The following is a 16491-nucleotide window of genomic DNA, read 5'->3' as shown; positions in this document are numbered from 1 at the left end:
TGGTGCGCCGTGCGAAGCGACAGGATGCCGGACATGCCGACCGACCTCACCCTCTACCTCGCCGCCCCGCGCGGCTTTTGCGCCGGTGTGGACCGGGCCATCAAGATCGTGGAAATGGCGATCGAGAAATGGGGCGCGCCGGTCTATGTCCGCCATGAGATCGTGCATAACAAGTTCGTCGTGGACGGCCTGCGCGCCAAGGGCGCGGTCTTTGTCGAAGAGCTTGACGACTGCCCCGCCGACCGGCCGGTGATCTTTTCCGCCCATGGCGTCCCCAAATCCGTCCCGGCTGAGGCCGCGCGGCGCGAGATGGTCTTTGTCGATGCCACCTGCCCGCTGGTTTCCAAGGTTCATATCGAGGCCGAGCGGCACCACCAGAACGGCCTTCAGATGGTGATGATCGGCCATGCCGGCCACCCGGAAACGCTGGGGACCATGGGCCAGCTACCGCAAGGCGAGGTGCTGCTGGTCGAGACGGTCGCGGATGTGGCGGGCATTGCCCCGCGCGATCCGGCGAAGCTGGCCTTCATCACCCAGACCACGCTGTCGGTCGACGATACCGCCGATATCGTCGCCGCGCTGAAAGCGCGCTTTCCGGCGATCATCGGCCCGCACAAGGAAGACATCTGCTACGCCACCACCAACCGGCAAGAGGCGGTCAAGGCGATCGCGCCGAAGATCGACGCGCTGCTGGTGATCGGTGCGCCGAATTCGTCGAACTCCAAGCGTCTGGTGGAGGTCGGCCGCGCCGCGGGCTGCGGCTATGCGCAACTGGTGCAGCGCGCCGATGACATCGACTGGCGGGCGCTCGGGGCGCTGAAGGCGGTTGGTGTGACCGCCGGGGCCTCTGCCCCCGAAGTGCTGGTGAATGAGGTGATCGACGCCTTCCGCGCCCGTTTCGACGTGACGGTGGACCTGGTGGAAACCGCGCGCGAGAACGTGGAATTCAAGGTGCCGCGCGTACTGCGGGAACCGGCATGAGCGCGGATGCCCGCACCATCGCCGTCTACAATGCGCGCGCGGGCGACTACGACGACTGCTTTCGCCAGGACCGGCCCGACCGCCATCTGCAAGCCTTCATCGACGCGCTGCCACACCCCGCACGGGTCCTCGACCTCGGCTGCGGCCCCGCCACCGCCTCGGCCTTCCTGCGCGCGGCCGGGCATGATCCCGATCCGGTCGATGCCTCGCCCGCGATGGTGGCGCTGGCCAATGAACGCCACGCCATCGGCGCCCGTCTTGCGAGTTTTGACGAGATAGACGCGGTCGCGGCCTATGACGGGGTCTGGGCCAATTTTTCGCTGCTCCACGCCGCGCGTTCCGACCTGCCGCGCCACCTTGGGGCGCTCCACCGTGCGCTGAAGGCCGGGGGGCTTCTGCATCTGGGCATGAAGACCGGCACCGGCGAAGGCCCGGACGCGCTTGGCCGTTTCTACTGCTACCATACGGTCGGGGCGTTGCGCGGCCTCCTGACAGATGCCGGTTTCACCGTGCTGGCCGAAACCGAAGGCACGGAAAAGGGCCTTGCCGGAACGCTCGACGCTTTCGTGATCCTGCTCGCGCAGCGCGCTTGACCGGCCCGCGCAACACAGGCACCTTCGCCGGACCCGAGGCCGGAGGTTCCCGATGTCGCCCGAATATCTGTTGACCACCCTCGTCGTCTGCCTCGCGCCGGGCATCGGCGTCGTCTATACGCTGTCGGTCGCACTGGCGCAGGGGATGCGGGGCGGGTTCTGGGCCTCGGTCGGCTGCACACTGGCGACCATCGTCCACATGGCCGTCGCTGTGGCGGGGCTTGCCGCGATCCTGCATTCCTCCGCCGTCCTGTTCCAGACGGTGAAATTCGCGGGCGTCGCCTACCTCATGTGGATGGCCTGGGGGACGCTGAGGGGCGCGGGCGGGCTGACGCTGCAAGCTGCCGCCCCGCAACCGGCGGGCCGGATCGTCTGGCGCGGGATCGCGCTGAACCTTCTGAACCCCAAGATCCCGATGTTCTTCCTGGCCTTCCTGCCACAGTTCCTGTCTCCCGGCGACGGAACCCGCACCATTATCGAGCTGGGCTTCGGCTTCGCCGCCATGACCTTCGCGGTGTTCATCGGCTACGCCGCGCTTGCCGCCTCGGGGCGCGAGGCAGTGCTGTCGCGTCCCGCCGTCATGGCCTGGCTGCGCCGCGCCTTCGCCGCCTCTTTCGCGGCCCTTGGCCTGCGCCTTGCGATGGAGAGGGCCTGAGCGCCGGTTGACCGCCCGCCCCCCGCGCCCTATCCCCTCAGCGAACCGAACGGGGGACCGATGCCAGAGCTTTTCGCCTATACCGACGGAGCCTGCTCCGGCAATCCCGGCCCCGGCGGCTGGGGTGTGCTGATGATCGCGCGCGAGGGGGAGACGGTCGTCAAGACCCGCGAGTTGAACGGCGGCGAGGCCGACACAACCAACAACCGGATGGAGCTTCTGGCGGCGATCTCGGCGCTTGAGGCGCTAAAGCGCGACACGGAAATCACCGTCGTCACCGACTCTGCCTATGTGAAGAACGGCGTGTCGCAATGGATCCACGGCTGGAAGCGGAACGGCTGGAAGACCGCCGACAAGAAGCCGGTGAAGAATGTCGACCTCTGGCAAAGGCTGGATGAGGCCCGCGCGCGGCACCGCGTCACCTGGGAATGGATCAAGGGCCATGCCGGCCACCCTGAAAACGAACGCGCGGATGAGCTTGCCCGCGCGGGCATGGCGCCCTTCAAGCCGAAGAAACCCCATGACGCTGCCTGAGCTTCTCGATTATGCCTCGGTCTTCGTCTTTGCGCTCACGGGCGCGCTGGTGGCCAGCCGGGCGCAGCTTGACATCATCGGATTTGCCTTCGTGGCCAGCCTGACGGCCGTCGGCGGCGGCACGCTGCGCGACGTGCTGCTGAACCGCGATCCGGTGTTCTGGATCGCCCAGCCCGCGCTGATCGGCGTTGCCGTCGCCGCGGCAACCCTCGTCTTCTTCACCGCCCATCTGTTCGAAAGCCGCCTGAAAGTGCTGACCTGGCTCGACGCGCTGGCGCTGTCGGTCGCGGTTCCGGCGGGTGTCGGAGTCGCGCTGGCAGCCGGGCATCACTGGGCCGTCACCCTCATCATGGGGATCGCCACCGGCTGCTTCGGCGGCCTCATGCGCGACGTGGTGTGCAACGAGGTACCGCTGGTCCTGAAACAGGGGGAGCTTTACGTTACCGCGGCATTTGCGGGCGCCGCCGCCGCGGTGCTGGCGCTGCACCTGACCGCGCCCGGCCCCGCGCTTCTGATCTGCGCCGCCGTCACCTTCGCGCTGCGGGCCGGAAGCCTGACCTTCGGCTGGCGCCTGCCGGTCTACAAGGCCCGCCCGCCGCGCGTCTAGCGCCGCCCCGGCCCGTAGGTGTTCCAGAGCCAGATCAACGCCATCGCCCCCAGAACCGCCCCGACAAAGCCCGAGGCGAACCCCGCGATCGCAAGCGCCATGCGCAGGACAAAGCCACCGACGATCGCCCCCAGCACACCGATGGCGATGGTGGTGACGATGTCGGTCTGAAGGTCCATCAGCCGCGTAGCGATGAAGCCCGCCGCCGCCCCGATGATGATAAGCCAGATCACGACCATGCCCGCCTCCGCGCTGTGCTTTGTGCAATATGGGGATGCGGGCGGCCCAGGGAAAGCGTCACGCCAGCCGTTCCGGCAGGGACAGCCCGCGCAAGACCTCGGCCACCGGCATCGGCCGCTTGCCCTCGCGCTGCGCCTCGGTCACCTCGACCGCGCCGGTGCCGCAGGCCACGGTAAAGCCCGACAGAACCTGCCCCGGCGCCCCCTGCCCCGCCACCAGCCGTGAGCGGAGAAGTTTCACCCGCTCTCCACCGACCTCGACCCATGCGCCGGGAAAGGGCGACAGGCCCCGGATCAGCCGGTCGACCTCCGCCGCCGGGCGGGTCCAGTCCACCCGCGCCTCGGCCTTGTCGATCTTCGCGGCATAGGTCACGCCCGCCTCCGGTTGCGGCATCGGCACCAGGCCCTCCAGCCCGGCCAGCGCCTCGACAATCGCACCGGCCGCGAGGGCCGACAGCCGGTCATGCAACGCGCCCGTCGTCTCCTCCGCGCCGATCGTCACCTCCCGACGCAGCAGCACCGGCCCGGTATCCAGCCCCGCCTCCATCTGCATGATGCAGACCCCGGTTTCCGCATCGCCCGCCATGATTGCCCGGTGGATCGGCGCCGCCCCGCGCCAGCGCGGCAGAAGCGAGGCATGGATGTTCAGGCAGCCCTGCACCGGCGCCTCCAGAACCGCCTGCGGCAGGATCAGCCCATAGGCCACGACCACCGCCACATCGGCCTGCAGCGCGGCGAATTCCGACTGCGCCGCCGCGTCCTTCAGGCTTACGGGATGGCGCACCGGCAGGCCCAGCGCCGCGGCCCGGACCTGCACCGGGCTCGGCCGGTCCTTCTTCCCCCGCCCCGCCGGGCGCGGCGGCTGGGTATAGACGCAGACAACCTCATGCGCCGCCGCCAGCGCGTCGAGCGCAGGAACCGAAAATTCGGGCGTCCCCATGAAGATCACGCGCATCGGCCGTTCCTTCTTCGTTGCGCAAATACTCCGCGGGGGTCCGGGGGCGCGAAGCCCCCGGCATCCACCCTATCCGCGCTTCTTCAGCTTTTCGGCCCGCGCCACCAGCATCTTGCGGCGCACGGGCGACAGGTGGTCGACATAGACCCGCCCGTTCAGATGGTCGATCTGATGCTGCACAGAGGTGGCCCAGAGGCCGACGAAATCGCGGTCCTCCATCTCGCCATCCTCGTTCAGGAACCGCACCGTCACCGCGCGGGGCCGCTCGATCACCGCCGAGACGCCGGGCAGGTTCGGGCTCGCCTCCTCATGCCGGCGCATCTGGACCGAGGCATGCAGCACCTCGGGATTGGCCAGTTTCACCGCCTGCCCGCGCTTGTCGGAACAGTCCACGACCGCAAGGCGCAGCCCGATCCCGATCTGCGGCGCGGCAAGGCCGTAACCCGGCATCGCGTCCATCGTCTCGACCATGTCGTCCCAGATCATGCGCACGGTCTCATTCACCCCGGCCACCGGCTCGGCCGGCACATGCAGGCGCCGGTCGCCATAGGGGATGAAGCGGCGGACGGTCACAGACGCGCCCGCTCGCGCTTCAGCTTCTCCATCTTCCGGGTGATGAGCTGGCGTTTCAGCGGCGTCAGGTAGTCGATGAACAGCTTGCCGTTCAGGTGGTCGATCTCATGCTGCACGCAGGTCGCCCAGAGACCGGCGAAATGTTCTTCCCGCTCGGACCCGTCGAGCGCCAGCCAGCGCACCTTGACCTCGGCGGGCCGCGTCACCTCGGCATATTGCTCTGGGATCGACAGGCAGCCTTCCTCATAGGTGTTCAGCGCCTCGGACGCCCATGTCACCTCGGGGTTCATCAGCACCATCGGGCGCGGCGCGGCCTCCGGGTCCTTGACGCAATCCATCACCAGGATGCGCGTCATCAGACCGACCTGCGGCCCGGCAAGGCCGACGCCGGGCGCGTCATACATGGTTTCCAGCATGTCCGAGGCAGCCATGCGCAGTTCCTCCGTGATCTCGGTCACGGGGTCGCAGCGCTTTTTCAGGCGCGGGTCGGGGTGGATCAGGATCGGGCGTGTCGTCATGGCCCGTGATTTAGGACATGGCCCCGCCGCGCGCAATGGGGCGGGGCCTTGCACCCAGCCGCGCGATGGCGGAAGGTCCCCGGACCAGCGGAGGACGTGACATGAGTTTGGACCGGGCCACGGATATGAGTTTTGACGAGATCATCGACCGTGTGGGGACCCATTGTTCGAAATGGGACAAGATGGAGGCTCTTTACGGGGTCGATCCGAAGGACGGCATTTCCATGTGGGTCGCCGACATGGACTTTCGCGCCGCGCCCTGCATCCAGCGCGCGGTCGAGGCGCAGTTGCGCCACGGGATCTACGGCTATTTCGGCGATGACGGCGCCTATCTCGATGCGATCCGCTGGTGGATGGAAACCCGCCATGGCTGGCAGGTCGCACCGGAGTGGATCTTTACCACCCACGGCCTTGTCAACGGCACCGGCATCTGTGTCGAGGCCTTCACGAAGCCCGGTGACGGCGTCGTCCTGATGACCCCGGTCTACCACGCCTTCGCCCGCGTCATCAAAGCCGCCGGGCGCGAGGTCGTCGAATGCCGTCTGGCGCGGGACGGCGGGCGCTATACGCTCGACATCGCCGCATGGGACGCGCAGATGACCGGGCGCGAAAAGATGATGATCCTCTGTTCGCCGCACAACCCCGGCGGTCGGGTCTGGACCGCCGCGGAACTGCGCCAGATCGCCGATTTCGCCCGGCGCCACGACCTGATCCTGATCTCGGACGAGATCCATCACGATCTGGTCTATCCCGGTCACAAGCATCTGGTCATGGCGACGGCGGTGCCGGAAATTGCGGACCGGCTGGTCACCATGTCCGCGACGACGAAGACCTTCAACATCGCGGGCAGCCATACCGGCAATGTCATCATCGCCGATGACCGCCTGCGCGCGGCTTTCGGCGCGAAGATGGCGGCGCTGGGCATTTCCGGCAACAGCTTTGGCATGCATATGGCGACGGCCGCCTATTCGCCCGAAGGCGCGGCCTGGGTCGATGCCCTCGTCGCCTATCTCGACGGCAACCGGAAGGTCTTCGATGCCGGGATCGGGGAAATTCCCGGCCTCGCCTCGATGCCGCTTGAGGCGACCTATCTCGCCTGGGTCGATTTCGCCGGTCTCGGGATGGGCGCGGATGCCGCGAACGCCCGTGTCGCGGGCGAGGCGCGGATCGCCGCCAATCACGGCGCGAGTTTCGGGGCGGGCGGCGAAAGCTTCCTGCGCTTCAACCTCGCCACGCCGCGCGCGCGGGTGGTCGAGGCGGTGGAGCGGCTGCAACAGGCCTTTGCCGACGTGCAATGACGGCGCTGAGGCGGCTTTTCCAGGCGATCCTGATCCTGACGGCGCTGGCGATCGGGGCGCTGGCGCTTTACCGCTACCGCCTGCCGGAACCGGCACCCGCGCCTCTGCCGCCGCTCAGCGGCCAGATCGACCGCATCCTGATCGAGAAATCGGCGCGCCGCCTGACCGTCTATCGCGACGGGGCGGCGCTTCGAACCTACACCGTGGCCCTTGGCTTCGCGCCCGAAGGCGACAAGGAACGGCAGGGCGACGGCAAGACGCCCGAGGGGCTGTTCAGGATCGACCGTCGCAATGCCAACAGCCGCTTTCACCTCTCGCTGGGGATCGACTATCCGCAGCGCGAGGACGTGATCCGCGCCAGCGCGGGCGGCTATGCGCCGGGCGGTGACATCTTCATCCATGGCCAGCCGAACGCGTTTTTCGGCAAGGCGACGCTGCGCCATGACTGGACAGCCGGCTGCATCGCCGTCGCGGATGCCGAGATCGAGGAACTGTGGCGCATCACACCCATCGGCACGCCGGTGGACATCCGACCCTAGCTGCGCGGAAGGTAGCCCACGGGCGCCTCATCGTCGCGGGCGTAGTCCAGCGGCGCGCGGTCGAATGTGGGGGTGGAGCGTTTCATGGTGCAGATCAGCTCCCCCGCCTCAATATCCGCTGCGATGATGAGCGAGTTGTACAGGTGCTTCGGCCCGTCATAGATATCGACCCGGCCGCGCAGCGCCTGCACCTGATCGGCATCCAGCGAAAAGCCCGTGTCCCAGTAGCGCAGGATCGGATAGACCTCCTCCCCCGCGTGAACGCACAGGCGCGAGCGTCGGCGTTGTTCCCGTTTGCGGGCCTCTTCCAGCCCTGCGCGGATTGCTTCCGGCAGATAATCCGTCATACCACGTTCCCCCCGACCCTCAGCATGGGCAGGTGGGACAAAATTGCAAGCCATTCCGGCGCTTATACCTGATCCTATGCCCAGTCGCGGCGTTAGGGGCGGTGCTGATGCCCCTGCGGCAACAATGCTGTGCGCCGGTGCAGAGGGGTTTTGCGCGGATGCGGATTGGGTTTGAGCGCCGCGCGGGCTACCTTTGGCCCTCGCGAACAGGAGGTCCGCATGGGGCAGCTCATCAACGGCACATGGCACAGCGGCTGGTATGACACCGCCGCCTCGGGCGGCGCGTTCAAGCGCGACACGGCGAAGTTCCGCAACTGGATCACCGCCGACGGCGCGCCGGGACCGTCCGGCACCGGCGGCTTCGGGGCCGAGGCGGGGCGCTATCACCTCTATGTCTCCTACGCCTGCCCCTGGGCGCATCGCACGCTGATCTTCCGCGCGCTGAAAGGGCTGGAAGACATGATCGGGGTTTCCGTCGTCCATCCCGACATGCTGGACGACGGCTGGACCTTCCGCACCGATTTTCCCGGCGCGACAGGCGACACGCTTTTCGGCGCGGCCTTCCTGCGGGACATCTACACCCGCGCCAAGCCCGACGCGACGGGCCGGGTGACGGTGCCGATCCTTTGGGACAAGGCGCGCGGCACGATCGTGTCGAACGAAAGCGCGGAGATTATCCGCATGTTCAATTCCGCCTTCGACGGGCTGACCGGGAACCACGACGATTACTGGCCCGTGTCCCTGCGCGATGAGATCGAGGCGCTGAACGCCCGCATCTATGACCGCGTCAACAACGGCGTCTACAAGGCCGGGTTCGCCACCGCGCAGGCCCCTTATGACGCCGCCGTCCACGCGCTTTTCGAAACGCTCGACTGGCTGGACGACCGGCTTGGGCAGTCCCGCTTCCTGCTGGGCGACCGCCCGACCGAAGCCGACTGGCGGCTTTTCACTACGCTGGTGCGGTTCGATTCCGTCTATCACCTGCATTTCAAGTGCAACCGGCGGCGGCTGATCGACTATCCGAACCTCTGGCCGTACACGCGCGATCTTTACCAATGGCCGGGGGTGGCGGGAACGGTGCATCTGGACCACATCGTCCGGCACTACCACTACAGCCACGACACCATCAATCCGAACCGGATCATCCCCATCAACCCGATCCTCGACTTCGCCGCCCCGCACGGGCGCGGCTGAGACGTCAGGGGGCGGAGCCGTAATGTTCCACCACCGCCGCAAGATCCTCGGGCGGGGTGCGTGAGGGCAGGAAGGCGCAGGCGTTCGGGATATGCTGAAAGATCGAGCCGTCGGAGAAGAAGCTGGTATTGGTGACGAAGATGATCTTCGCATCGGGGCGGCGATAGGCACAGTAATCGGCCACCGCGATCGCGCTGCCGCCGCCAAGGATCAGGTCCAGCACGACGATGTCGATCTCTTCCCGCTCGATATGGGTAACGGCGGCTTCCTGCGACTGGACCAGCGTGACCTCTGCCGAGAACCGCTCAACATGGCGTTTCCAGATCCAGCCCAGGTTCGGATCGCTTTCGACGATCAGTACGCGCATCGCCCCTCCTGCATGTCAGGAGGGCCTAATGGCGCGCTCCGCCCTGCGTTGTCAGAGATTCATCAACAATGCTTAAACAAATCTTAACGCTTGCCCAAAGGAATTCGGCATCAGGCGGCTTGTCGCCAATGCAAGGATTGATAGGCTGGCGCCCGTGTCAACCGGAGAGTGTCATGCGTCGTCTTTTCCCCATCCTTGCCCTGGCCCTGGCCCCGCAGATCGCGCTGGCCCAATGCGGCGGCAGTTTCGACGGTTTCGTCGGCGGGCTGGCCGCCGAGGCGCAGTCGAAGGGCTATGACAGCGGCACGGTAAACGCCTTCTTCGCCGGGGTCCGGCAGGATCAGAAGGTGCTGCGGGCGGACCGGGCGCAGGGCGTCTTCAGGAAGGATTTCATCGACTTCTCGCGCAGCGTCATCAGCGCGGGGCGGATCCAGAATGGCGGGCGGAACGCACAGAAATACGCCTCTGTCCTGAAACGTGCGCAGGCGGATTACGGCGTGTCGCCCGGTGTCCTGCTGGCCTTCTGGGCGCTGGAAACCGATTACGGCGCGGTTCAGGGCAACTTCAACACGCTGAACGCGCTGGTGACGCTGGCGCATGACTGCCGTCGGCCCGAGCTGTTCCGGCCGCAGATATTCTCTGCCCTCGAACTCTATAAACGCGGCGATTTCGATCCGCGCGGCACCACCGGCGCCTGGGCGGGGGAAATCGGACAGGTGCAGATGCTGCCCGACGACATCCTGCATAACGGCGTCGATGGCGACGGCGACGGGCATGTGCGGCTGAAGACATCCTCGGCCGATGCGCTGATGTCGGGGGCGAAGATGCTGCGCGACCTCGGCTGGCGGCGCAATGAGCCGTGGTTGCAGGAGGTGAAGCTGCCCGCCGATCTCGACTGGTCAAAGACCGGGCTGAACCATGAGCTTCCGGTCAGCCAATGGGCGGCGATGGGCGTGAAGGGCCGGTCAGGACCGCTGGCGCAGGGGTTGAAGGGGTCGATCCTGCTGCCGATGGGGCGCAAGGGGCCGGCCTTCATCGCCTACCCCAATTTCCGCGTCTATTTCGAATGGAACAAAAGCTTCGTCTACGTCACGACAGCGGCCTATTTCGCGACCCGGCTTGAGGGCGCCCCGGTCTACGATCCCGGATCGCCGGAGCCGGGCCTGTCGGACGGCGAGATGAAGAGCCTGCAAAAGAAGCTCTCCGCGAAGGGCCATGACGTCGGTGCCATCGACGGCATTCTCGGCGAAAAGACGCGCGAGGCGGTGCAGCGCGAGCAGGAGCGGCAGGGGATGCCCGCCGATGCCTGGCCGACCAGGGCGCTGCTGGGGCGACTGTAGGCGCGGCGCCTCAGCAGGGCGAGAAGATCGCCGCCAGTGTCGTGGCCTTGCAGGTCTTCGCCGCATCTTGGGCGGGAACCTTCATCCCGGCGGCGGCGAGGAGGAGAAACATCGTGGCGATGGAGATGACTTCGCGCATGGGCGTGATCCTTGACGGTTTGTTCACGGCCTGTTCTATGCGTTCATCATTAACACGAGGTTATCGCGGCGATCAGATTTCAATCCCCTCAACCGCAAGCTGTTCCCGCACAGCCGCGGCGCGCGGTTTTCGCATCATCACGAAACGGCCTGAGACGCCCGGAAGGCCCGCGAAGGACCAGCGCCCCTCGATCCGTTTGCGCGCGGCATCGACGGTTCCGGCATAGACCGGGTCGTCCCCCTGATCGAAGCCGAGATAGACCTTCACGAAACTGACCTCATCGCCGGAACACTGCCCGTCGATGCGCGCCTCAAGCGCAGCACCCCGGTCGTCGCGAAAAGTGTTGGGTTCAAAAATGCGCCCGCCCAGACTTCCCGACGACTCGGTCAGGTCCGCCTCGAACGAGACCGGCTCCATCGCCATCCCGTCATAGTCATAGCGGCCAAGCCAGCGGCCGCTCAGTCCGGGCGCATCAGGCAACCAGCGCCTCCGCCCGTTTCAGATCGACGCTGACCAGTTGGCTGACGCCCTGTTCCTGCATCGTCACGCCGAACAGGCGGTCCATCCTGCTCATCGTCACGGCATGGTGGGTGATGATAAGGAAGCGGGTATCGGTGCGCCGCGTCATCTCATCCAGGAGATCGCAGAAGCGGGTGACGTTGGCGTCATCCAAGGGCGCGTCAACCTCATCCAGAACGCAGATCGGCGCGGGGTTGGCAAGGAAGACGGCGAAGATCAGCGCCAGCGCGGTCAGCGTCTGTTCCCCACCCGACAAAAGCGACAGCGTGGCCAGCTTCTTGCCCGGCGGCTGGCACATGATCTCAAGCCCCGCCTCCAGCGGATCGTCGCTTTCGACAAGGACAAGGTTCGCCTCACCGCCGCCGAAGAGGTGGGTGAAGAGCATGCGGAAATTGCCGTTGACCTGTTCGAAGGCGGTCAGCAGCCGTTCGCGCCCCTCGCGGTTCAGGCCCGCGATCCCGGCGCGCAGCTTCTTGATCGCCTCTTCCAGATCGGCCTTTTCGCTGACCAGCGTGTCATGTTCGGTCTGGACCTCTTTCGCGTCTTCCTCGGCGCGCAGGTTGACCGCGCCCAGCGCGTCGCGCTGGCGGCGCAGGCGGTGGACATCGTTGTCCAGCGCCTCGGCCGGGGGCATCGCTTCGGGGTCGGCGTCAAGGCTTTGCAGAAGCGCCGCCGGGTCAAGCTCCGTCTCCTCGTGGATGCGCTCGACGGCATGGGCCACGCTTTCGCGGGCGGCCTCGGTGCGCGCCTCGGCCCGCGCGCGGGCCTCGCGCGCCTCGGACGCGGCGCGTTCGGCGGCGCGTTCGTGATCGGTCGCCTCACGCAGCGCCGTTTCCGCCCCGGCCAGCCGGTCGGCGGCGGCGCGGCGGCGGGTCTCGGCGGCGTCGATGGCCTCGCCCAGTTCGGCGCGCTTTGCGGCGATCTCGGCCGGCGCGGCAGAGGCTTCCTTCAACTCCGCCTCGGACGCCTCTTTCCGTTCGGCAAGTTCCGCGCTGCGCTTTTCGGCGGTCTCAAGCCGGTGGCGCCAGCCGGAGACCTCCTTGGTGATCTCCTGCCGCCGCTTCACCCGCGCCTCGCCCTCACGGCGGATCTCGTCATGGGCAGAGCGTTTGGCGAGCATCGTCATCCGCGCTGCCTCGACCGTCAGCTTGACGTCCTCGACCTCGGCCCGCGCCGAGGCGAGGTCGGGCAGCGCGGCAACGGCGGTTTCGGCCTCTTTCAGGCGGCTGCGCGCGCCCATTGCCTCTTCCTCATGCCGGGCGACGGCAAGGCGGGCGCTTTCCAGCTTGCCGCCCGCGATGGAACGGTCGGCCTCGGCCTTCGACAGCGCGCGCGAGGCATCGACCATGCGCCGGTCGGCCTCACGCCGCGCATCGCGCGCGGCGCGGTCGGCCTCGGTCGTCTCGGCCAGACGGCGGGTCAGGTGTTCGTGCGCCCGGCGCGCGCCCTCGGCCCGGCCATTGGCCTCTTCCAGATCGCGCTTCAGGTCGGTCAGCCGGTTCAACTGCTGAAGCCGCAACGCGGCGGCGGTCGGCGCATCCTCGGCCCCGGCGCGGAACCCGTCCCAGCGCCAAAGATCGCCCTCGACCGTGACGAGCCGCTGACCGGGTTTCAGAAGCGGTTGGAGGCGGGCGCCCTCGCCCCGTTCCACCAGACCGATCTGCCCGATCCGACGCGCAAGGACGGCGGGGACATTGACGACGGAGGACAGCGCGCGGACGCCTTCCGGCAGGGTCTGCGCATCCGAATAGCCCGGCAGTTCGGCCCAGCCGGACGCGCCGTCGGCACCAACCTCAGGCGCACGCAGATCATCGGCCAGCGCCGCCCCCAGCGCCTTTTCATAGCCCTTCTGCACCTCGACCCGGTCGAGCAACTGCTTGCCTGCCGAGGCTTCCCGCTCCACCAGTTTCAGCAGCGCCGCCGCCTCGGCCTTGAGCGCGCTCCATTCCCCTTCCGCCGACGAAAGCGCCGCGCGGGCCTCGGCCTCACGCGACTGGGCGTCGGTGCGCGCCTCATCGGCGGCGGCAAGGGCGGCCTCGGCGGCCTCGGCGGCGCTTGTGGCCCCGGCCTGCGCTGCCTCGGCGGTCTGATGGTCAGCGGCGGCACGGGTCAGCGCCGCCTCGGCCTCGGTCGCCGCCGATGCCGCCTTTGCCGCCTCGGCTTCGGATTTCTCCAGCGTGGAGCGGCTGTCGGCCAGCAGGCGGTGCGCCGACTGGTGGCGGGCGGACAGGCGGGCGACATCCTCGGTCAGTTCGGACAGCGCATTTTCCCGTTCCGACAGCACCCGTGCTGCGTCCTGCGACACCTCAAGCGCCTCGGCCAGACGGCTTTCATGGCCCTCGGCGGCCTTGGCGATCTGGTCCTGTTCCCATTCCAGCCGACCGATGGTTTCGCCCGCATCGCGGTTCAGGCCGGCTTCACGCTCCATGTCATGCGCCAGTTGCCCGATCCGGCCCTTCAGCGTCTCGATCGTCTGGACAGCGCGGTCCTCCTGATCCTTCAGCGTATCGCGCTGCACCTGAAGCCGTTGCAGGACGGCGGCCGCGATGGCCTCTTCCTCGCGCAGGGGCGGCAGGTCGGCTTCGCGTTCGCTGCGCGCGCGGGTGGACTGGCGCGCGGCGGCCTCGGCCTGCGCGGCCAGCTTCGTGCGTTCCGTCAGGTCGCCCTCGGCCGCCGCGCGGGCCTGATCGGCCTCGCGCCAGCGACGGTAGAGCAGCATCCCTTCGGTGCGCCGCAACTCTTCCCCAATCTCGCGGTAGCGCGCCGCCTGACGGGCCTGACGCGCAAGCTGGGCAAGCTGCTGGGCAAGCTGCTCGATCACGTCCTCGACGCGGGCGAGGTTCTGTTCGGTGCCGTTCAGCTTCAGCTCCGCCTCATGCCGGCGCTGGTAGAGACCGGAAATCCCCGCCGCCTCTTCCAGGATACGGCGGCGGTTCTTCGGCTTGGCGTTGATCAGCTCCGAGATTTGCCCCTGCCGCACCAGCGCGGGCGAATGGGAGCCGGTAGAGGCATCGGCGAACAGCATCTGGATGTCACGCGCCCGCACGTCCTTGGTGTTGGCCTTGTAGGCCGACCCTGCGTCGCGGGTGATGCGGCGGACGATCTCCAGCGCGTCCTGATCGTTGAAGCCCGACGGCGCGAGGCGTTCGGAATTGTCGATGGTCAGCGCCACCTCGGCAAAGTTCCGCGCCGGGCGGCTGGCGGCACCGGCGAAGATCACGTCCTCCATCCCGCCGCCGCGCATGGCCGAGGCGCGGTTTTCGCCCATCACCCAGCGCAGAGCCTCAAGCAGGTTGGACTTGCCGCAACCGTTCGGGCCGACAACGCCGGTCAGCCCCTCATGGATGATCAGATCCGTGGGGTCGACGAAGCTTTTGAAGCCGTTCAGACGCAGGCGGGTGAAACGCAAGACAGGGACGCCCCTTGATTCCGACAGGTCGTCAATGGTCGGCGCGATGGCGCTGCGTGTCAACAGAGCTACACCGCATATGGCGGAATGAAGCGAGTTATCCCCAAGATATTGGTCGCAGCTTTCGATTGACCCGGACGGCACGGGGGCGTCAAATCGCCCTGTCACAGAGGGGGCCGGGATGGACGGCGGAAGCGGGCGCTGCCTGTGCGGCGCGGTCAGGTACGACTTCGACGGGCCGCCCAACTGGCAGGCCCATTGCCATTGCGAAAGCTGTCGGCGGGCGACATCCGCGCCCTTCACCAGCTTCTTCGCCGTCGATCACGCGCGGCTGCGGTTTACCGGCATCGCGCCCGCGACCTACGCCTCCTCCCCCGGCGTCGCGCGCAGCTTTTGCCCGCACTGCGGATCGCCTGTCGCCTATCAAAGCCCCGCGCGGGCGCATGAGCTGGACCTTTACGCGCTGACGCTGGAGGATCCGTCGCAGTTTGCCGCGACCGTGCATGTGCATTTCAACGAACACCTGCCCTGGCTGCACCTTTCCGACGGTCTGCCGCGCGAATGGGCGCCCCGCCGGATGGCGGCGGAGGAGGATTTCGGCCCCGTCCTGTCGCTGATCCGCGCGGCCTTCGCCTTTATGGAGGGGCGCATCGACCCGCCAAGCTCCATGCACCGTCTGACCGCCGCCGCGCTGGCCGATCATGCGCGTGAGGCAGAGGTCTGGGTGGCCGAGGAAACCGGCCAGCCTGTCGCCTGCATGGTGCTGACCCCGCGCGCCGATACGCTTTACCTTGGCAAGCTGGCGGTTGCGGACACGCATCGCGGGCAGGGACTGGGGCGGCAGATGGTGGATCACGCGCTGGCCCGCGCCAGGCCGCTGGGTCTGCCGCGCGTGACGCTTCAGACCCGCGTCGAACTGACCGAAAATCACGCCGCTTTTGAGGCGATGGGCTTTCGCAAGACCGGCGCCACGGCCCATGCGGGCTATGACCGGCCGACCTCCCTCACCTATGCGCGCGACACCTGACCCTCAGGCCCGCCCGGCCGCGGCCGACAGCGATTGCGGGTCGATGCCCAGCGTCCCCAGCGCGCGGGACCACTTCGTCTCATCCTGCCCCGAAAAGACCAGATCGGGCGAGGCGTCGCAGGTCAGCCAGCCGTTGTTCAGGATCTCATCCTCCAACTGCCCCGGCCCCCAACCGGCATAGCCAAGCGCGAGAAGCGAGGATTGCGGCCCGTCGCCCAGCGCGATGGCCTGAAGCACGTCGAGCGTCGCGGTCATCCCGAAGCGTTCGTCGATCTTAAGGGTCGATCCTTCGCCGCCGTAATCGCTGGAATGCAGGACGAAGCCGCGCACGTTTTCGACCGGGCCGCCGAAATGCACCCTGATGCCGCGCGCCGGGTCGTCGGGGACGGGAATATCAAGCTGGCGCAAAAGCTGGCCGAAGGTCAGATCGGGTGACGGCTTGTTCACGATCAGCCCCATCGCCCCGTCGCCCGAATGGGCGCAGAGAAAGACCACGCTGCGTTCGAAACGGGGATCGCCCATGCCGGGCATCGCGATCAGGAGCTTGCCGCTGAGGTTCATCTCTCGCCTCCTTAGGAAAGCATTGCGTCCGGGGCGCCGGGACACAAGGGGCGACGTGTCGCGACGGGCGGAAAACTCTTCGTGATGTTGCAGCTT

The 16491-nt window shown here is 67.4% G+C and carries 20 protein-coding genes and 1 pseudogene; 11 read left to right on the top strand and 10 right to left on the bottom strand.

What is annotated here, in order from left to right:
* The first annotated feature begins 33 nt into the window (after positions 1–33).
* The 5 genes from ispH to LX70_RS15540 are packed head-to-tail and all read left to right on the top strand — an operon-like array spanning position 34 to position 3370.
* A complete protein-coding gene (gene ispH, locus LX70_RS15560; protein WP_105515750.1) occupies positions 34–981 on the top strand; it encodes a 4-hydroxy-3-methylbut-2-enyl diphosphate reductase in 948 nt (315 codons plus the stop codon).
* The gene (locus LX70_RS15555; RefSeq protein WP_105515711.1) at positions 978–1574 is read left to right on the top strand and encodes a class I SAM-dependent DNA methyltransferase; all 597 of its coding nucleotides are present in this window, start codon (positions 978–980) and stop codon (positions 1572–1574) included. The genes ispH and LX70_RS15555 overlap by 4 nt, the downstream gene beginning before the upstream one ends.
* Positions 1575–1626: 52 nt before the next feature.
* On the top strand, positions 1627–2229 hold the full coding sequence (locus LX70_RS15550; RefSeq protein ID WP_105515710.1) for a LysE family translocator: 603 nt from the start codon (positions 1627–1629) through the stop codon (positions 2227–2229).
* A gap of 60 nt (positions 2230–2289) precedes the next feature.
* Complete coding sequence (rnhA, locus tag LX70_RS15545) at positions 2290–2763, top strand: ribonuclease HI (RefSeq protein ID WP_105515709.1); 474 nt, start codon at positions 2290–2292, stop codon at positions 2761–2763.
* Positions 2750–3370 (top strand): trimeric intracellular cation channel family protein, encoded by a 621-nt coding sequence (locus LX70_RS15540; protein ID WP_105515708.1) that lies wholly within the window; start codon positions 2750–2752, stop codon positions 3368–3370. The genes rnhA and LX70_RS15540 overlap by 14 nt, the downstream gene beginning before the upstream one ends.
* Here the strand turns inward: LX70_RS15540 and LX70_RS15535 are convergent.
* From LX70_RS15535 to def (LX70_RS15520), 4 genes are all read right to left on the bottom strand, one after another.
* Complete coding sequence (locus LX70_RS15535) at positions 3367–3609, bottom strand: GlsB/YeaQ/YmgE family stress response membrane protein (protein WP_105515707.1); 243 nt, start codon at positions 3607–3609, stop codon at positions 3367–3369. The two genes, LX70_RS15540 and LX70_RS15535, sit on opposite strands and share 4 nt — an antisense overlap.
* Before the next feature lie 58 nt (positions 3610–3667).
* A complete protein-coding gene (fmt, locus tag LX70_RS15530) occupies positions 3668–4564 on the bottom strand; it encodes a methionyl-tRNA formyltransferase (protein ID WP_105515706.1) in 897 nt (298 codons plus the stop codon).
* Between the two features lie 69 nt (positions 4565–4633).
* Positions 4634–5137, bottom strand: coding sequence for a peptide deformylase (gene def / locus LX70_RS15525; protein WP_105515705.1), 504 nt, complete (start codon positions 5135–5137; stop codon positions 4634–4636).
* Positions 5134–5655, bottom strand: coding sequence for a peptide deformylase (def, locus tag LX70_RS15520; RefSeq protein ID WP_105515704.1), 522 nt, complete (start codon positions 5653–5655; stop codon positions 5134–5136). Before def (LX70_RS15520) ends, def (LX70_RS15525) begins: the two co-directional genes overlap by 4 nt.
* 125 nt (positions 5656–5780) lie before the next feature.
* On the opposite strand from def (LX70_RS15520), the gene LX70_RS15515 reads away from it, so the two are divergent.
* Together LX70_RS15515 and LX70_RS15510 are read left to right on the top strand one after the other, a co-directional pair.
* Positions 5781–6953, top strand: a complete 1173-nt coding sequence (locus LX70_RS15515) for a MalY/PatB family protein (protein WP_105515703.1) — start codon at positions 5781–5783, stop codon at positions 6951–6953.
* On the top strand, positions 6950–7492 hold the full coding sequence (locus LX70_RS15510) for a L,D-transpeptidase family protein (RefSeq protein WP_105515702.1): 543 nt from the start codon (positions 6950–6952) through the stop codon (positions 7490–7492). The genes LX70_RS15515 and LX70_RS15510 overlap by 4 nt, the downstream gene beginning before the upstream one ends.
* Here the strand turns inward: LX70_RS15510 and LX70_RS15505 are convergent.
* Complete coding sequence (locus LX70_RS15505; RefSeq protein WP_105515701.1) at positions 7489–7839, bottom strand: hypothetical protein; 351 nt, start codon at positions 7837–7839, stop codon at positions 7489–7491. The two genes, LX70_RS15510 and LX70_RS15505, sit on opposite strands and share 4 nt — an antisense overlap.
* A gap of 219 nt (positions 7840–8058) precedes the next feature.
* Between LX70_RS15505 and LX70_RS15500 the strand changes: the two genes are divergently transcribed.
* Positions 8059–9033, top strand: coding sequence for a glutathione S-transferase family protein (locus tag LX70_RS15500; protein ID WP_105515700.1), 975 nt, complete (start codon positions 8059–8061; stop codon positions 9031–9033).
* A gap of 4 nt (positions 9034–9037) precedes the next feature.
* Here LX70_RS15500 and LX70_RS15495 read toward each other — a convergent pair whose 3' ends face one another.
* Entirely contained in the window at positions 9038–9400 is a 363-nt protein-coding gene (locus LX70_RS15495) for a response regulator transcription factor (RefSeq protein WP_105515699.1), read from the bottom strand.
* A 173-nt stretch (positions 9401–9573) separates the two neighbouring features.
* Between LX70_RS15495 and LX70_RS15490 the strand changes: the two genes are divergently transcribed.
* On the top strand, positions 9574–10740 hold the full coding sequence (locus tag LX70_RS15490; protein WP_105515698.1) for a lytic murein transglycosylase: 1167 nt from the start codon (positions 9574–9576) through the stop codon (positions 10738–10740).
* 10 nt (positions 10741–10750) lie between these two features.
* Here the strand turns inward: LX70_RS15490 and LX70_RS21055 are convergent, their stop codons facing one another.
* From LX70_RS21055 to smc, 3 genes are all read right to left on the bottom strand, one after another.
* Entirely contained in the window at positions 10751–10879 is a 129-nt protein-coding gene (locus tag LX70_RS21055) for a hypothetical protein (protein ID WP_281260459.1), read from the bottom strand.
* Positions 10880–10951: 72 nt separating this feature from the next.
* Complete coding sequence (locus tag LX70_RS15485) at positions 10952–11359, bottom strand: hypothetical protein (protein WP_105515697.1); 408 nt, start codon at positions 11357–11359, stop codon at positions 10952–10954.
* The gene (gene smc, locus LX70_RS15480) at positions 11352–14807 is read right to left on the bottom strand and encodes a chromosome segregation protein SMC (protein ID WP_105515749.1); all 3456 of its coding nucleotides are present in this window, start codon (positions 14805–14807) and stop codon (positions 11352–11354) included. Before smc ends, LX70_RS15485 begins: the two co-directional genes overlap by 8 nt.
* 181 nt (positions 14808–14988) lie before the next feature.
* On the opposite strand from smc, the pseudogene LX70_RS20885 reads away from it, so the two are divergent.
* Together LX70_RS20885 and LX70_RS20880 are read left to right on the top strand one after the other, a co-directional pair.
* Positions 14989–15309 (top strand): annotated as a pseudogene (locus LX70_RS20885) (GFA family protein); the annotation flags it as partial.
* A 75-nt stretch (positions 15310–15384) separates the two neighbouring features.
* Positions 15385–15834, top strand: a complete 450-nt coding sequence (locus LX70_RS20880) for a GNAT family N-acetyltransferase (RefSeq protein ID WP_211301740.1) — start codon at positions 15385–15387, stop codon at positions 15832–15834.
* A 3-nt stretch (positions 15835–15837) separates the two neighbouring features.
* On the opposite strand, the gene LX70_RS15470 is transcribed toward LX70_RS20880, so the two are convergent.
* A complete protein-coding gene (locus tag LX70_RS15470; RefSeq protein ID WP_105515695.1) occupies positions 15838–16395 on the bottom strand; it encodes a YqgE/AlgH family protein in 558 nt (185 codons plus the stop codon).
* Between the last annotated feature and the right edge of the window lie 96 nt (positions 16396–16491).

Source organism: Albidovulum denitrificans (genome assembly GCF_002973535.1).
GTDB classification, from domain to species: domain Bacteria; phylum Pseudomonadota; class Alphaproteobacteria; order Rhodobacterales; family Rhodobacteraceae; genus Albidovulum; species Albidovulum denitrificans.
Note: the sequence above shows the minus strand (reverse complement) of the source record. Positions and strands in the feature narration are given on the sequence as shown.

Bases quoted from the DNA above. Each gene is read 5' to 3' on its own strand.
- LX70_RS15515 (WP_105515703.1), top strand. From the start codon at position 5,781: ATGAGTTTTGACGAGATCATCGACCGTGTGGGGACCCATTGTTCGAAA.
- rnhA (WP_105515709.1), top strand. From the start codon at position 2,290: ATGCCAGAGCTTTTCGCCTATACCGACGGAGCCTGCTCCGGCAATCCC.
- ispH (WP_105515750.1), top strand. From the start codon at position 34: ATGCCGACCGACCTCACCCTCTACCTCGCCGCCCCGCGCGGCTTTTGC.
- LX70_RS15490 (WP_105515698.1), top strand. From the start codon at position 9,574: ATGCGTCGTCTTTTCCCCATCCTTGCCCTGGCCCTGGCCCCGCAGATC.
- LX70_RS15555 (WP_105515711.1), top strand. From the start codon at position 978: ATGAGCGCGGATGCCCGCACCATCGCCGTCTACAATGCGCGCGCGGGC.
- def (WP_105515704.1), bottom strand. From the start codon at position 5,655: ATGACGACACGCCCGATCCTGATCCACCCCGACCCGCGCCTGAAAAAG.
- LX70_RS15495 (WP_105515699.1), bottom strand. From the start codon at position 9,400: ATGCGCGTACTGATCGTCGAAAGCGATCCGAACCTGGGCTGGATCTGG.
- fmt (WP_105515706.1), bottom strand. From the start codon at position 4,564: ATGCGCGTGATCTTCATGGGGACGCCCGAATTTTCGGTTCCTGCGCTC.
- LX70_RS15500 (WP_105515700.1), top strand. From the start codon at position 8,059: ATGGGGCAGCTCATCAACGGCACATGGCACAGCGGCTGGTATGACACC.
- LX70_RS15510 (WP_105515702.1), top strand. From the start codon at position 6,950: ATGACGGCGCTGAGGCGGCTTTTCCAGGCGATCCTGATCCTGACGGCG.
- LX70_RS15535 (WP_105515707.1), bottom strand. From the start codon at position 3,609: ATGGTCGTGATCTGGCTTATCATCATCGGGGCGGCGGCGGGCTTCATC.
- LX70_RS15540 (WP_105515708.1), top strand. From the start codon at position 2,750: ATGACGCTGCCTGAGCTTCTCGATTATGCCTCGGTCTTCGTCTTTGCG.
- LX70_RS15470 (WP_105515695.1), bottom strand. From the start codon at position 16,395: ATGAACCTCAGCGGCAAGCTCCTGATCGCGATGCCCGGCATGGGCGAT.
- LX70_RS21055 (WP_281260459.1), bottom strand. From the start codon at position 10,879: ATGCGCGAAGTCATCTCCATCGCCACGATGTTTCTCCTCCTCGCCGCC.
- LX70_RS15505 (WP_105515701.1), bottom strand. From the start codon at position 7,839: ATGACGGATTATCTGCCGGAAGCAATCCGCGCAGGGCTGGAAGAGGCC.
- LX70_RS15550 (WP_105515710.1), top strand. From the start codon at position 1,627: ATGTCGCCCGAATATCTGTTGACCACCCTCGTCGTCTGCCTCGCGCCG.
- LX70_RS20880 (WP_211301740.1), top strand. From the start codon at position 15,385: ATGGCGGCGGAGGAGGATTTCGGCCCCGTCCTGTCGCTGATCCGCGCG.